Source organism: Bacteroidota bacterium, from assembly GCA_016720935.1.
Classification (GTDB): domain Bacteria; phylum Bacteroidota; class Bacteroidia; order AKYH767-A; family 2013-40CM-41-45; genus JADKJP01.
This window is the reverse complement of the sequence record JADKJP010000002.1, coordinates 411880-427954: the sequence shown is the minus strand read 5'-3', so window position 1 is coordinate 427954 and position 16075 is coordinate 411880. Positions and strand designations below refer to the sequence as shown.

Annotated in this window: 9 protein-coding genes; 1 reads left to right on the top strand and 8 read right to left on the bottom strand. The window is 41.8% G+C overall.

What is annotated here, in order from left to right; all coding sequences use genetic code 11:
* Positions 1–9 precede the first annotated feature (9 nt).
* Together IPP86_01925 and preA are read right to left on the bottom strand one after the other, a co-directional pair.
* Positions 10–498, bottom strand: coding sequence for a hypothetical protein (locus IPP86_01925; protein MBL0137272.1), 489 nt, complete (start codon positions 496–498; stop codon positions 10–12).
* Between the two features lie 511 nt (positions 499–1009).
* Positions 1010–2359, bottom strand: coding sequence for an NAD-dependent dihydropyrimidine dehydrogenase subunit PreA (gene preA, locus IPP86_01920; protein ID MBL0137271.1), 1350 nt, complete (start codon positions 2357–2359; stop codon positions 1010–1012).
* A 199-nt stretch (positions 2360–2558) separates the two neighbouring features.
* On the opposite strand from preA, the gene IPP86_01915 reads away from it, so the two are divergent.
* Positions 2559–8360 (top strand): T9SS type A sorting domain-containing protein, encoded by a 5802-nt coding sequence (locus tag IPP86_01915; GenBank protein ID MBL0137270.1) that lies wholly within the window; start codon positions 2559–2561, stop codon positions 8358–8360.
* Positions 8361–8554: 194 nt separating this feature from the next.
* Here IPP86_01915 and IPP86_01910 read toward each other — a convergent pair whose 3' ends face one another.
* From IPP86_01910 to IPP86_01885, 6 genes are all read right to left on the bottom strand, one after another.
* Positions 8555–9880 (bottom strand): FAD-dependent oxidoreductase, encoded by a 1326-nt coding sequence (locus IPP86_01910; GenBank protein MBL0137269.1) that lies wholly within the window; start codon positions 9878–9880, stop codon positions 8555–8557.
* Positions 9881–10011: 131 nt separating this feature from the next.
* On the bottom strand, positions 10012–10878 hold the full coding sequence (locus tag IPP86_01905; protein ID MBL0137268.1) for an acyltransferase: 867 nt from the start codon (positions 10876–10878) through the stop codon (positions 10012–10014).
* A gap of 164 nt (positions 10879–11042) precedes the next feature.
* Complete coding sequence (locus IPP86_01900; GenBank protein MBL0137267.1) at positions 11043–11465, bottom strand: four helix bundle protein; 423 nt, start codon at positions 11463–11465, stop codon at positions 11043–11045.
* Positions 11466–11531: 66 nt separating this feature from the next.
* Positions 11532–12914 carry a dihydropyrimidinase gene (gene hydA, locus IPP86_01895; GenBank protein ID MBL0137266.1) on the bottom strand — a complete coding sequence of 461 codons (1383 nt, stop codon included), beginning with the start codon at positions 12912–12914 and terminating at the stop codon, positions 11532–11534.
* A 141-nt stretch (positions 12915–13055) separates the two neighbouring features.
* Positions 13056–14531, bottom strand: coding sequence for an NCS1 family nucleobase:cation symporter-1 (locus IPP86_01890; protein MBL0137265.1), 1476 nt, complete (start codon positions 14529–14531; stop codon positions 13056–13058).
* A 43-nt stretch (positions 14532–14574) separates the two neighbouring features.
* Entirely contained in the window at positions 14575–15924 is a 1350-nt protein-coding gene (locus tag IPP86_01885) for an aminotransferase class III-fold pyridoxal phosphate-dependent enzyme (GenBank protein MBL0137264.1), read from the bottom strand.
* Positions 15925–16075: the final 151 nt, after the last annotated feature.

The following is a 16075-nucleotide window of genomic DNA, read 5'->3' as shown; positions in this document are numbered from 1 at the left end:
TCACTTCTCTTATTTAACCCGGACTCTGTTCTCAGTTCGGGATACATCTTCGCACGCCAATTCAAGCTTGTCAAGATTTTTATACAATTCGGTTCTAAAATTATTCCAATTACCTTCTCCAACCATTACATATGTCTCAAGGGACTGGTTTAATTGTTTATTTTCCTTTTCCAGCAGATAAAATTTACCAGAAATGCTTTCATCCAGACTTGAATCCTTTAGAAATATTTTTTCTTTTAAAGTCAGAATGGTTACTTCGTTGGCTTTAATTTTCAACTGCGCTTCACGAACAAATTTTCGAAACTCGCTATTTACTTCATTTTGCGTTGAGGATATTTCAGATGACGTGATGCCGGATTTCTGAACCTTCTCCTGAACAGGTTCTGCTTTGGAAATATCATTATTCGCCCTTGAATCACAAGCAACAATAAATATTGCAACGAGTGAACTACATATTAATACCGCTAATTTTTGTGTCAAAAATTTATTAAATTCCATTTCCTGCCTTTCTCTTATCCTTATTATTTCTCACTAAAAGTTTTTACCTATATATAAAGAACATCTCTTTGACTTTAATTACGAAGATTCTGATTATAGTAAATGAATGAAGAACTGTGATACTTACTTTATGCTGAAGAGCTTTCCTGTCTGACATGATTTCAATCAATTAATACTGATTTTTCTGGCAAAAAAAGCGACACTGGCTTTTCTATGCAGAAATTTTATTTTTACCAACAAAGGGTTTCGTTAAACAGTATTTTCTTGTACAAAGATCGTTGCTGCTACAGGCCTGCCTGTTACATAATATCTTTTTTATCTTACACAATTCACGTATTCAAATTCCCGGAGAAAGAATTGGTAATTAGATGATTTGAATCATGTATTTCGAGGAATACATCAAAAAAAATGACCAATCAGAATAAAATTATCAATTGCGAAAAAATAAAAAAGGCACAGGGGTGGTAATCCCTGCGCCTTTCAAAATTGAAAATAAAATCACTTCAGTGGTTTACGCTTTATAATGTAATGGTTTCTTTTTAGAAAGCGCTGCTGCCGGTTCCGGAACCCAGTGGTGAAGGCCTCCAGCTAGTTCATCATTGAAAGTCGTCGGGATGTCGCCGGCCAGTGTACGGTCTTTCCAGGTCAGCGTCTGTTTACCATCGTCTCGTCTTTGCATTTCAATACAATTTTCTACCGGGCAAACCAATGAGCACAAGTTACAGCCTACACAATTCTCTTCGATAATAGTTGGTTTACGATTCAACGGATCATCGCTCAATGCGATTGCCTGATGAGCACCGTCTTCGCATGCTGTATAACAAAGCTGGCATCCGATACATTTATCTTCGTTGATATTGGCGACGATTTTATATTTCAGATTGAGGTCTTCCCAGTGCATTACATTCTTCAATGCACGTCCTCTCATTTGTTCTATCGTTTCAAATCCTTTTTCGTCCATGTAACGTTCGAGACCGGCGACCATTTCGCGGATAATTCCGAAACCATAATGCATCACTGCTGTGCAAACCTGAACTGAAGTAGCGCCGAGCAAGATAAATTCAACTGCATCTCTCCAGTTTTCGATTCCACCAATGCCGGAAATCGGGATGGTAACATCGGGATGTTGAGCGCAGTTCTTCAGCATGTTCATCGCGATGGGTTTTACAGCGGGGCCGCAATAACCTCCATTTGTACTTTTTCCATCGACAACCGGATACGTTACAAAGTTGTCGATATCCACACCAACAAGACTTTGAATTGTATTGATCAAAGAAATTGCATCTCCTCCACCTTCCTGTGCTGCGCGTGCAGGTCGGGTAATATCAGTGATATTGGGAGTTAGTTTTACGATTACCGGAACTTTAGCTACTTCTTTCACCCAGGATACGATCGTCTTGAGGACTTTCGGTTCCTGACCAACTGCAGAACCCATTCCGCGTTCACACATTCCGTGCGGGCAACCGAAATTCAATTCCAGTCCGTCAGCTCCAGCGTTTTCAGCATCCTTAACAATCTGATGCCATTGTTCACGTGTTTCTACCATAAGTGAGGCGATCACGGCATGATCCGGAAATCGCTTTTTCACTTCTTCAATTTCACGAAGGTTGTCTGCAAGCGGACGATCGGTGATCAGTTCGATATTGTTGAAACCAACCATTCTGTTATCGCGGTAATTCAATGCGCCATAACGGCTCGAGACATTTACAACGGGAACACCGAGAGTTTTCCAAACCGCCCCGCCCCAACCGGCATCGAACGCTTTCATGATCTGGTAACCACTATTTGTGGGTGGTGCAGAAGCCAGCCAGAATGGATTGGGGGATTTGATTCCGGCGAGATTGGTATGAAGATTAGCCATAGAGAATTTTGGATTGAGCTTAATGTCTCAAATATCGTTAAAAAACAATATAAAACACAAGAATTCCAAAATCTGTAAAGATTCCAAAAATGGCATTGGCCTCCTATGTTCGGAAATTGTAAGATCCGGTGTTCTTCTGAAAAACGAGAAGCGGAATGTGTGGTTAAAAATGGTAAAGACAATCGATTCATAAAAAAGTATGCCACCAAAAAAAGTAAACAGACTTCGTAGAAGAACCCGTCAACGTCAAAGGAGCACATTACAAATGCGAATTGCAGTTGTGAGTGCATTTTTGTTTTTTCTTGTCGCTGGAGTAATTTTCATTTATTCCAATTTCGGAAACAGTGAAGATGCAAAAGCCGGTACGACATATACATGGAATGGAAGCCTGGGTTCTGAATGGGGACTTACCGGTAATTGGACACCTTCGGGAACCCCGGGGGCATCAGACATAATTATCATTGGTTCAACTGCGCATTCTCCTGTGCTTGCTGAAGCCACTACCATTGCTTCACTCACTCTTAATAATGGAGCGGTACTGAGTACAAACGGAAATCCGCTTTCGTTGAGTGGAAATTTTACGATGAACACTGGGGCTACACTCGATATCAGCACAGGAAATTTTTCGGTGAATGGAAATTGCACTATCAACGGAGGAACAATTTCCGGTAATGGAACATTTACCGCTTCAGGAACAAATACTGTCTTTGGTTCATCTGCCGGAAGTCCGGTGATTCAGCCGCCGGTTGTCGCGACAACAAATTCTGTTACTTTCAGAAATACTACATTTCAAAACTCAGTTACCATTACCAAGACAGGAAATGGAAACGACCATAGTTATGGCGGCAATACTTTTAACAATGCTGCCGCATTTATCAATAATGGTTCAGGAAATTTTCTTTTTTCAAATACTACGAAAGATATTTTTAACGGCGATGTGTATTTCACAAATACAGGCAACGGCATTATTTATCCGGCATACAATGATGCAAGCGGAACGCAATTCAATGGAAATATAACTGTAAGCTCTACGAATGGTAGTGGAATTCAATTTGGTTCCGGCACAGGAAGTGCCACAGTCGCTAATGGAAAAACGATCTCCATTAGCGCCGGTGGATTTACAAAAGGAACTTTGCTTTTAAAAAGATTTACTCAATCAGGAAATGCGGCGGTAAATTTATCCATGGGAGCTAACAGTACCCTGATCTTAGGACCGGGATCAACATTGAATGGTGATGTGACAAGTAGTTCAGGAGTACTTCAATTGAATGGCTGCACTTTTGGTGGCTTGAGTGATCTTACCAAAACCGGTAATTCAAATGATCAGAGTACGGGCGCGAATACATTCAATGGAAATAGCACTATCACGAATTCGGGTAATGGTTACTTGCTTTTAGGTAATACAAATGCAGATGTGTGGAATGGAGATGCTTCATTCATAAACAATGGCAGCGGACATTTCTTTATTGCGTACAACTCAGCCGGTAACAGAGTCAGCGGAAGCGCAAGCATTCAGAATACCGGAACAGGCGGCGGTTCAACTAATTTTTATGTATGTGAATCAGGAGCTTCTTCTTCTATACAGTTTGATGGTCCGGTTGAAATTGTCAACGGAGGAACATCTACTAATGCCGTTGTCCGGTTTGGAAATAAAGGCGCAACAACTTTTAATGACGACCTGACATTGAATTGTACATCGGGCAGTAACAGTAGTTACGGAATTCATTTGGGAGTTTCCGGAGGAACAGGAAATACAACCCTGGCTACAGGAAAAACCATCAGGATAGGTGCGTCGGGATTCAGTAAAGGGGCTTTGCAGTTCAATAATTTTACGCAAGTCGGAAACGCTGCAATTGATCTTCCTTTATCCGGAATAGCGACATTGCTATTTGGACCATCTACTTTCATTGGAGGAAATATTGAAAGTACTTGTCCAGGTGTAACTTTCAATGGGGGAACCTTCAATGGCACAGCATCCTTCACAAAAACAGGAAGCAGCAATGAAACATCGAATGGCGGAAATAAATTCCGTTCTACTCTTGAACTTCAAAATACAGGCAGCGGAAATATTCTTATGGGGAATTCAAATCCGGACAGTATTACCGGGAATCTTTCCGTAATTAATTCCGGCAGCGGATATGTTTACCTTGCACATAACAGTGTCGGGAATAATTATGCAGGAGATTGCAGCTTGTTGAATTCCGGTTCAGGTTCTGACAATAGGATTCAGATCTGTGAAAGTACAGGTTCATCAGCTGTGTTTGGCGGGAATGTATCGGCTCTGAATACAAGTTCTGCAAACACTGCTCTTATTCGTTTTAATATACGTGGCAATTGTACCTTCAATGGCAATATCAATATAGGAAATACAACATCCGGCGCAGGAACGACGGGTATTTACTTCTGTTATCCAGGATATACAGGTGCCGCAACACAAGCGGCAGGAAAAATTTTTACGATCGATAGTATTGGCTTTACCAAAGGAAGTTTGTTCCTGGGTTATTTCACACAGAATGCAAATACAGATGTGAACCTCACTCTGAGTGGTACATCTACACTTACATTCAGCACAGGAACTACTTTCAACGGTAACATGAGCTGTACGGCACCATCGTTATATCTGAATGGAAGTACTTTCAATGGAACCTTTACAGGTACGAAAACAGGTAGTTCTTCCAACAATTCGAATGGAGGAAATATTTTCGGTTCGACATTTACGCTTACAAATTCAGGAAGTGGAAATTTTCTGACCGGGAATACACTACCGGATCAGTTTGGAGGTGATGCTACTTTCACAAATTCAGGAACTGCTTATATCCAGCTGGCACACAATGTGGCTGGAACGATATTCAATGGAAATACAACTTTCAACAATACAGGTAGCGGGTCAGATGCAAGGATACTGGTATGTGATGGAGCTGCTGCGGCATCAGCAGTGTTCAATGGCGATGTTACAGCCAACAATACCGGAACCGCGAATACATGTCTGATACGATTTAATCTAAGAGGTACATGCACATTCAATGGAAATATTGTTGTGCATTCTACTGCAGGTTCCGGAAACAACAGTTACGGGATTTATTTTGGCTGGAACACCTATACAGGTTCTGCGGTATTGGCGGATTCAAAAACAATTACAGTAGGTGGAACAGGGTTTACAAAAGGTGTTTTGAATCTAATCAATTTTACTCAGAGCGGATCGACGGCACAAACACTTAACCTTACCGGAAGTAGTCAGACTGTCATTGGACCTGCGAGTTCATTTGGCGGTAACTTAACACTGACTTCACCCGGTGTATTACTGAATGGGGCAACTTTCAGTGGCACTACCACTGTGATCAAGACAGGAAGTACAAATGATGATGGCCGGGGTGGAAATACTTTTCAGGGAATAACAAACATCACGAATAGTGGCAGCGGATATCTGAAAATGGGGAATAACAATCCTGATGTTTTTAATTCCGATGCCAATTTCAACAATACGTCTTCCGGTAATTTTTACATCGCCGATAATTCATCCGGCAATCAATTCAATAGGAATACGACCTTCAACAATTCCGGTACAGGAGCAGATGTCAGGATGATGATTGCAGAAAGTACAGGTTCAGGATGTACATTTAACGGTGATGTTACCATTTTAAATGCAGGAAGTACGGATGGATTTGTCCGGTTCAATCTTCGAGGATCATCCGTGTTCAATGGAAATATCCTTCTAAGCAGCAGTTGCGGTACTTCAAGTAATTATGGAATCTGCTTCAGCTGGCCGGGGTATTCAGGAACAAGCAGTCTGGCCAGTGGAAAAACAATCAGCGCTCCAACAGGCACATTTACAAAAGGAAATCTCTTCCTGGCGAATTTTACACAAAATGGAAACACCCCTCAGAATATCCGGTTGAATGGAAACGCTTTATTGAATATTTATTCAGGAACAACATTTAATGGTCCATTGAATGCTGCATCTCCGGGAATTCAGTTAAATGGAGGAATTTTCAACGGAGTAAGTGCGTTTGTAAAAACAGGAACTTCGAATGATAACTGGAGTGGAAATAATAAATTCAATTCGACATTCTCGTTGACAGACAGCGCCAATGCGACGATCACGCTTGCACAATCAACTGCTGATGATTTTAATGGTGACGCGACATTTACAAATACAGGTACAGGTATTCTCTATATCGCGCACAACGATGCATCGGGAACTGATTTCAATGGGAACATTATCCTGAACAATACAAGCACAGGGGGGATTCGATTCTGTCAAAGCAATGGAACAGCAGCTCTGGCATCCGGCAAAACAATTTCGGTCGGAGCTTCCGGTTATAATGCGGGGGATTTGTATTTAAGAAAATTCACTCAAAATGGTTCCTCATCTGTAAACCTCACCGGTACCGGAACAGCTGCAATTTATTTTCAATCAGGATCCACATTTAACGGCACACTTGTTACAGCCTTTCCGCAGGTATATTTAAATGGCTCCACCTTTAACGGAACATCACAATTCGAGAAAACCGGAATTACAGACAATTCCTCTTCTGGAGGAAACACATTCAACGGACCCGTACTGATTAAAAACAGCAGTACTGCAATCATGTATCTTTCCAACAGTACAGCAGACGACTATAATAGTTCTGCAACATTCCAGCAGACGGGAACAGGAGTTTTATATCCTGCATATAACAATAACAATACATTTGCAGGAGATATTTCATCCATTGGCACCAACGCAAATCTAACGTTGGGGGCCGGAGGTGGTACAGTCACTATCAATGGATCTTCCGCGCAAACCATAACGGGAAACAATGCATTCGCATTTAACATCCGTCGTTTCGTGATGAACAATGGAACAGCAGGATTAACTTTGAATGTTCCCGTTACGATTACGAATTCCATCACCCTTACAACAGGAATGATTTATACAACTGTTACGAATCCGCTCATCATTGACAATGGAATCAATACAGTGTCGGGTGTAAGCAATTCCAGTTTTGTAAACGGGCCTGTAAAAAAAGTAGGAAATCAGTCCTTCACATTTCCGGTTGGAAGGAACAATATGTATCGTCCGGTATCCATGACAGGACCCTCCTCTTCCACTGACCAGTTCATGGCAGAGTACCAACATATTGATCCGATATCCATAGGTAATGTAAACAATCTGGATCCCGGACTGAATCATGTGAGTCGCTGTGAATACTGGGTACTGAACAGAATGAACGGCGTTTCAAAGGTAACTGTCACCATCAGCTGGAACACGAATAGTTGTGGTGTAACTACTATCGGGGATTTGCGTGTCGCAAGATGGGATGTGGCCAGTAACAAATGGAAAGATCATGGGAACAACGGAACAACCGGAAACTCGACAAGCGGCACTTTGCAATCCAGTTCACAACCTACAGTTTATGGAACGTTTACACTTGGCTCATCTACAAACAACAATCCACTTCCTGTGGAGTTGTCTGAATTTACTGCTCAGCTGATCAGTTCAACAGTTGTCATTAACTGGAAAACGATGAGTGAAATAAACAATTCATATTTCGATATCGAAAGAAGTAGTGATGGACAAAATTTCACGTCCATCGCAAAAGTACCGGGTAGTGGCAACAGTACTGAAATGCATAGTTATATGTATGAAGATTTTGCACCATTGGATGGTGTTTCATTCTATCGTTTAAGACAAACCGATTTCGATGGAAAATATGAAATCTTCGATCCTGTTTCCATTAATAGCAAAGGCGATGATGGAGAATTTAAAATTCTGTCCATATCACCAAATCCATTCAGCACATCTGTCAAAATCGATTATTTCAGTCCTGCGCAGGGTGAAATGGATTTTCAGCTGATGGATATCGGCGGGAATGTAGTTGCGTCCTCACACCGATCTTCGGATCATGGTGTGGAAGTGGAAGCAATACAAAACCTTGAGGGTTTGCAGACCGGTGTTTACTTTTTAAAAATCACCAGAGACGGAAAGGATGCAGGGACTACGAAATTGTTGAAGAATTAAAAATATAGTTTCGGAATTTCGTATTCAATCAGGATGAAATTATTGGTGCTTTAATTCCGCGGACACTTTAATCCAATGTATCCCCGATTTGTAATTGGGGCTTTAAAATGAATATAGCGACTTGCTTTTTTTAGACACAGAGTTACGCGGAGTGCTTCACAGAGTTACACAGAGAAGTAAAGTGAATTATTGAATTACAATCCAAGGTAGGATTTGATTCCATGAGCGGCTTTGCGTCCATCGGCGGCAGCATTGACAACTTCCTGGCCTCCGCTCACTGCATCACCGGCAGCGAAATATTTCGGATTATTTGTCTGGCCATTTTCTTTGTTCACGACAATACATCCTTTTTTGTCCATTTCCAATCCATTGATGTTTTTCAAAAACTCAAGTTGTTTAGACTGGCCGGTTGCTTTGATCACCCAATCACATTCTACAAAAAATTCTGATCCCGGGATATTTTCCACTTTGCCATTTTCAGTTTTTGTACGGATAAACTGAACTCCGTTCACTTTGCCATCACCACGAATTTCGAGAGGGGCGACATTGAACATGCCTTTCACTCCGGTACCTTTGGCAAGATCGTATTCAAATTCATAGGCACCCATTTCTTCTTTGCTGCGACGATAAGCGAGAATGACAAGTTCCGCGCCCATACGTGCACTTTCAGAAGCGGCATCCATGGCAGTATTTCCTCCGCCGAGAACAATTACTTTTTTCGGAACATTTATGGCATGATGTTTCTTCCTGAGCTCTTCAACAAACTCAACAGCGCCAAAACAATTCTCCTGATCTTCGCCTTTAATTTTCAGACCTGAAGTTAGTCCAAGTCCGATTCCAAGAAAAACAGCGTCATAAGACTTTTCAAGTGATGCAACATCTTCTTTAGTAAGGATCGAACTATCGTATTTCACAGTGTATCCAAATTGCATTTCAAGATAAGCCATTTCTTCAAGGGCTTCTTTATTTGAAATTTTATACGGTGCAACACCGTGAACTGTAAGTCCAGATGATTGTTTTTTTGCTTCGAATATATCCACAGCAAATCCGAGCATTCTTAATTCACATGCGCAAGATATCCCTGCCGGTCCGGCACCAACGATAGCGACTTTTTTTCCGTTTGATTTTCCCGGAGTGAACAGTTGTTTCTTTGTACGGATAGCCTGGCGTGTCGCGTAACTTTGCAAACGACCGATTTCAATTGGTTTCACATCCTGATGATTGTAAACACAAGCGCCTTCACAAAGAACTTCTGTCGGACACACTTTTCCACAAGCGTAACCAAAGTAATTCGAATCGTAGATTGTCTTCGCAGCACCGATAGCATTGGCGGAATTAATTTGCCGGATGAACAGCGGAATATCAATACCGGTCGGACAGGCATTCACGCAGGGAGCATCGTAGCAAAAAAGACAACGTGAGCTTTCGTAATATGCTTCCGTTGAATTCATCAATGGCTTCAGCGGTGCAAAATTTTCTTCGAATTCTTTTTCGGTGGAGGGCGCTTTGTATTCGGACATGTTGAATTGTAGATTGTTGATTTTTGAATGTTGATTTACATTGGAGTTATTAAGTTATTAGGTTATTGAGTTATTGGAACCTGATTAATGAAGTCATAATAACTTAACAGCTTAATAACCTAATAAAGCATTCAAAGTTCTGTCATGCGGCCATAAGTCTCCGGGCGGCGGTCGCGATAGAATTGCCAGGTGGAACGGACTTCTTCTATCATATCGAGATCAAAGTCGGCGATCAAGAGTTCGTCTTTATCTTCAGATGCCTGCGAAAATATTTGTCCGCGCGGATCCACGAAATACGAAGAACCGTAGAACTTGCCAAGATTCCATGGCTTCTCCTCACCTACTCTGTTGATACAGCCCATAAAATAACCATTGGCTGCGGCATGTGCAGGTTGTTCTAGTTTCCAGAGGTACTGTGAGAGTCCGGCAACAGTAGCTGAAGGATTGTAAACGATTTCTGCGCCATTCAATCCAAGAATGCGTGCGCCTTCAGGGAAGTGACGGTCGTAACAAATATATACACCAATCTTTGCATACTTTGTCTGGAACACCGGATAACCAAGGTTCCCTGGTTTGAAGAAGAATTTTTCCCAAAATCCGGATGTATGAGGAATGTGGTTCTTGCGGTATTTGCCGAGGTATTTTCCATCGGCATCAATTACAGCAGCTGTATTGTAAAGTACGCCGGCTTGTTCCTTTTCATAAATCGGAACGATGATGACCATGTTGTACTTTTTTGCATACTCTGCCATTCGATCTGTTGTTGGCCCCGGAACCGTTTCGGCTGATTCATACCAGGCTTTATCTTGTCCCGGACAGAAATAAGGTGTATTGAAAATTTCCTGGAGGCAAAGAATTTGTACTCCTTTTTTTCCCGCTTCTTCGATGAGAGGAATGTGCTTTTGCACCATTGCTTCCACGATTTCAGGAATTGTTCCTTCGCCTTCTGTTTTGGGGAGGGACATTTGGATTAATCCGGATTTAATTTTACGAGGCATGAAATGAGTTATTAATTTAGAATTATGAATTTAGAATTATGAATGTGGTCACGAGATTTGATAGAAGGAGGAAATTCGGGAGCTTTAATATTAATAATTATGAATGAGTGAATACGATATTTCAAGTGTTATGTAATAGGGTTTTACCTCACAGAATAGAATGATCAAATTTGTGAATCATATATACTCATGTCGGGTAGATTGTAATCACTCTCTTCTTCCTGTAAATATCTGGATTTAGTAGTTAGAATAATACTACTTATTATTTTTACAACTTCATTACATTCTGCATTAACTTTTAGGAAAACTTCGTTGCCAATGTATTCACTGTCTTTTAATAATTCCAACCAATAGCCCGCCTCTCTTGCTTCCTTTAATGCAATACTCAACTTGTGAACAAAGTCCCTTTTTGATTCGGCACTTGTTGCCTCCCGTACATTAGATCCAACAGAAGTTCCAGATCGAACAAGTTGTTTCGAAAGCACAAACTCCTTTTTCTCTTGTGTTAATTGCTTATACACCATGATAATTGACAAAGCAAATTGATATGATTTAGCTTCTACAACATTATCTGATTTATCTCTCATTTTAGTTTAATTCAGCACATTCAATAATAATTACAACACCACATTCATAAATCTAAATTCATCATTCTAAATTATCCCCGAGACTTTGTTACGCTTTACAAATTGTCCGTAGCCTTTGTTGATACGGACTTTTCCGTTGTCGACGGCTACTTGTCCGCGCAAGATAGTTGTTTTGCATTTACCGGTGAGCTCCCATCCTTCGTAAGCGCTGTAGTCAACATTCATGTGATGCGAATTCACGGAAATTTTGTGTTTTTGATTTGGATCAAAGATGATAAGGTCTGCATCCGAGCCGATTCCAATGGTTCCTTTCTTTGGATACATGCCAAAGAGTTTCGCGGAATTGGTTGAACTCACTTCAACGTATCTATTCAGGCTGATTCTGCCTTTGTTTACACCTTCAGAGAATAACAATTCCATGCGGTGTTCAATAGCGGGGTGACCATTTGGAATTTTAGAGAAATCTTTTTCTCCCATTTTCTTTTGTTCCCATTTAAACGGACAATGGTCCGTCGCGACCACCAGAACAGTGCCCTGGTTGATTCCTGCCCACAATGCAGCCTGATCTTTTTTCTCACGCAGAGGCGGACTCATTACATATTTGGCGCCGTCAAAATCTTTTTCATAAAGAGTCGCGTCCAGGACAAGATATTGAATACATGTCTCGACAAAAACCTGTTGGTTTCTTCTTGCTGCATCACGAACATGATTCAAAGCTCCCTCGCAGGTCATGTGTACAATGTATGCGGGCACTCCGGTATAATTGGCCATGTCGGCAAAACGGCCGCTGGCTTCGGCTTCGGTGATTTCTGGTTGGGAGAGATAGTGATACAATGGCGCGAGCTTTCCTTCCGATCTGTGTTTCGCCACTAGGTAATCAATCATATCGCCGTTGGTTGCGTGAACAGTAACCATCCCGCCTTGTTTTTTCACTTCCTGCATCAAACCAACCATCTGGCGATCGTCAATCATCAAAGCCCCTTTGTAAGCCATGAAGGTTTTAAAGGATGATATTCCTTCTTTCTCGATCATTTCTTTTACTTCCGCTTTTGTCTGATCATTAAAATCAGTCACAGCCATGTGAAATGAATAATCACCATAACAATTTCCATTCGATCGGCCCTGCCATTGTTCAAGCGCATGGCGTAAAGATTTCCCCTGTGTCTGAAGGATAAAATCAATCACCATGGTAGTTCCGCCGTGGAGAGCAGCCAGTGTTCCTGTTTCGTAATTATCGCTAGAAAATGTGCCCATGAAAGGCATATCGAGATGCACGTGAGGATCGATGCCTCCCGGGAAAATCATTTTTCCTGATGCATCGATTTCTTCATCAGCTTTCATGGAAAGATTTTTCCCGATCGCTTTGATGGTTTCTCCTTCGGTGTATATATCCGCGATGTAATCTTCAGATGAAGTGATGATTCGGCCGTTTCTGATAAGTAGTGACATCTATTTTGAGTTATTGTATTAGTGGGTTATTAGGTTATTGAGTTGTTGAGTTGTTGAGTTGTTGAGTTATTGAGTTATTGGGAATGAAACTTTTAGTCTAAATAACCTAATATCTAAATAACCTACGAGTTGTGACCTTAATTAATTTCGTCTGCTGCCAGCCACAGTCTTTGCCATCCCAAGATAATACACGATTCCCGAAACTAAAAATCCGACGAACCATGCATAATTGTAGAGATGAGCGATCCAGGGCCATACTGTCCCAACATCCATCACCTTTATTGTTGTAAAGAAGCCGGGAACATTCGGGAGAATTCCACAAAGGAGTGCGATGATGGCGATTCTGTTATAACCTTTGTTGAATGAATATTCTCCAACGGATTTATACAAATCAATCAGGTTTAGCTTTTGTTTTCGGATAAAATAATAATCCGCTATCATGATTCCGCCGATAGGTCCGAGCAAACTGGAATACGCGATGAGCCAGGTGAAAATATATCCGTTTGGATCCGCGATGAGTTTCCAGGGAAAAATGAGGATACCGATTACACCTGTGATGTATCCTCCCGTTCGGAAATTAATTTTTGATGGGGATAGGTTGGAAAAATCATTCGCCGGACTCACAATGTTCGCGGCGATATTAGTAGCAAGAGTTGAAATGGTCACGGATATCATCGCGATGCTCACAAGCAATTTACTGGAAAATTTTCCTGCAAGTACCAGCGGATCCCAAATTGTTTCTCCATAAATAATAAAGGTAGCCGAAGTAACCACCACACCAATAAAAGAAAATAATGTCATGGAAGGTGGCAATCCGATTGCTTGTCCCATGATCTGGGCTTTCTGACTTTTAGCATAACGAGTAAAATCAGGAATATTCAATGACAATGTGGCCCAGAATCCTACCATACCTGTGAGTCCGGGGAAAAAATAATTCCAGAACTCAGCACTCGTTTGAAATTTCGAAGGCTGGGCGAGAATAGGGCCGAGACCATGTCCTGCTGAAATCGCCCAGAATAAAAGTGCAAGTGCCGCAAGCGGGAGAAAAAATGCTTTGAAGACAAGTAATTTTTTTATGCTGTCGACGCCGAGGTAAACAACCCACATGTTCAGAAACCAGAATAAAAAGAATGTGATAGCGGGTCCGGTTTGCAAACCGAAGGAAGTAGGAAATATCTGAGGAAGATTTTCAATGCCGGGATACCAGCATTTGATCATCAGATAAATCGCGTAACCACCGATCCATGTCTGTATTCCAAACCAACCACATGCAACTATTGCCCGAAGCATAGCTGGAATATTCGCTCCGGTCACCCCGAAGCTCGCTCTGGCAAAAACAGGGAATGGAATTCCATACTTTGCTCCGGCATGACCGTTGAGAATCATCGGAATCAGAACAATTGTATTGCCAAGAAAAATTGTGAGGATGGCTTGCCACCAGTTCATCCCTCCTTCGATCAATGAACTGGCGAGCATGTATGTTGGAATACACAGGCTCATGCTGATCCACAGTGCGGCGTAGTTCCATGTGTTCCAGGTTCTCTTTTCCTGGGGAACAGGTGCGAGATCTTCGCTGTAGAGGGAGGAGTTACGTTGTTCTGTTTCCGATGAAGACATGGACCGTTTATTTCTCACAAAGACGCCGAGGGCGCAAAGTTTTTTAGTTTACATGTTCGTCGGCGATGGAGATAGCCTGTGAGATGATGGCAAGACCTTCGTCGATTTGTTCTTTTGTAATGCACAATGGCGGAGCGATAAAGATATAGTTCCAGCGCACAAACGTGTACATGCCGAGTTCTTTGATCTTCGCTGCAACCTTGTTCATCACAACCATTTCATCCGGTTTTGCATTGAAAGGAGCCATGGGTTCTTTTGTCTTGCGATTTTTCACCAGTTCGATACAGCCCAATAATCCTGTTGTACGGAAATCACCGATGCTTGGGTGTTTTTGTTTGAGAGCTTCTACTCTGCTTTCAACATATTTCCCCATCTCGGCTGCATTTTCAATCATGTTTTCGTCTTCGTAGATTTTCAAGACTTCCAATCCGGCTGCACAACAAACAGCGTGAGCGGAATAAGTTAATCCAAGCATGAGCGGACGATCATTGAAATGATCCGCAATTTTATCCGAAACAATTAATGCTCCCAAAGGCAGATAGCCGGCAGTGATTCCTTTCGCGGTTGCGATCATATCCGGAACGACACCGTGCACATCCACACCAAACCATTTACCGGTACGGCCAAAACCACTCATCACTTCATCCGCAATAAGCAGAATACCATATTTATCACAAAGTGCCCGCACTTTTTTCAAATAATCCGGTGGATATTTAATACAACCGGAAGAACCACTTTCTCCTTCCATGAGTATCGCCGCGACATTCTCCGGCCCTTCGAACTGAATGACTCTTTCGATGTGACTCACACATTCACGTTCGCAGGAGTTAATTTCTTTTCCCCATGGACAACGATAACAATAAGGATCCTCGACGTGCACAATATTCGGGATCTGCTGGGAGTCGGCAGCCAATTTGCGTGGATCTCCACCGGCTGTCATCGCTCCATAAGATGCACCATGAAATGCACGGTAACGAGCAATGATTTTGTGTTTTCCTGTATATAAGCGAGCCAGCTTAATCGCGTTTTCAATCGCGGTGGCACCACAAACGGTGAACAATGTTTTGGTCAGATTACCCGGAGAAATTTCCGCAAGCTTTTTACCCAGCTCTCCACGAACTTCTGTAACACAGCTTGGTGTTACATAACTCACTTGCTGCATTTGATCAGTAACAGCTTTGGTAACGCGTTGATTGGCGTGACCAATATTGACATTCATCAAACCTGAAGAAAAGTCGATGTACCTTTTTCCGTCATAATCGTACAGATACACACCTTCCCCGCGCTGGATAGCAAGCGGAGAAATACCTTTTTGTTTACTCCAGGAGAAGAGCGTGTAATCGAGGTTATTATTTAAAATTTCGTCTTTCTTGGTGATCGTAGCTGTTGACATTGAAATACAGGGTTATTGGGTTATTAGGTTATTAAGCTGACGGGATGCGTAATAAATTGAGATGTACCTTTTGGTTATTGAGTTATTGAGTTATTAGGTTATTAAGCTGATGGGATGCGTAATAAATTGAGATGTACCTTTTGGTTACTGA

Bases quoted from the DNA above. Each gene is read 5' to 3' on its own strand.
- IPP86_01885 (MBL0137264.1), bottom strand. From the start codon at position 15,924: ATGTCAACAGCTACGATCACCAAGAAAGACGAAATTTTAAATAATAAC.
- IPP86_01910 (MBL0137269.1), bottom strand. From the start codon at position 9,880: ATGTCCGAATACAAAGCGCCCTCCACCGAAAAAGAATTCGAAGAAAAT.
- IPP86_01925 (MBL0137272.1), bottom strand. From the start codon at position 498: ATGGAATTTAATAAATTTTTGACACAAAAATTAGCGGTATTAATATGT.
- hydA (MBL0137266.1), bottom strand. From the start codon at position 12,914: ATGTCACTACTTATCAGAAACGGCCGAATCATCACTTCATCTGAAGAT.
- IPP86_01905 (MBL0137268.1), bottom strand. From the start codon at position 10,878: ATGCCTCGTAAAATTAAATCCGGATTAATCCAAATGTCCCTCCCCAAA.
- IPP86_01900 (MBL0137267.1), bottom strand. From the start codon at position 11,465: ATGAGAGATAAATCAGATAATGTTGTAGAAGCTAAATCATATCAATTT.
- IPP86_01890 (MBL0137265.1), bottom strand. From the start codon at position 14,531: ATGTCTTCATCGGAAACAGAACAACGTAACTCCTCCCTCTACAGCGAA.
- preA (MBL0137271.1), bottom strand. From the start codon at position 2,359: ATGGCTAATCTTCATACCAATCTCGCCGGAATCAAATCCCCCAATCCA.
- IPP86_01915 (MBL0137270.1), top strand. From the start codon at position 2,559: ATGCCACCAAAAAAAGTAAACAGACTTCGTAGAAGAACCCGTCAACGT.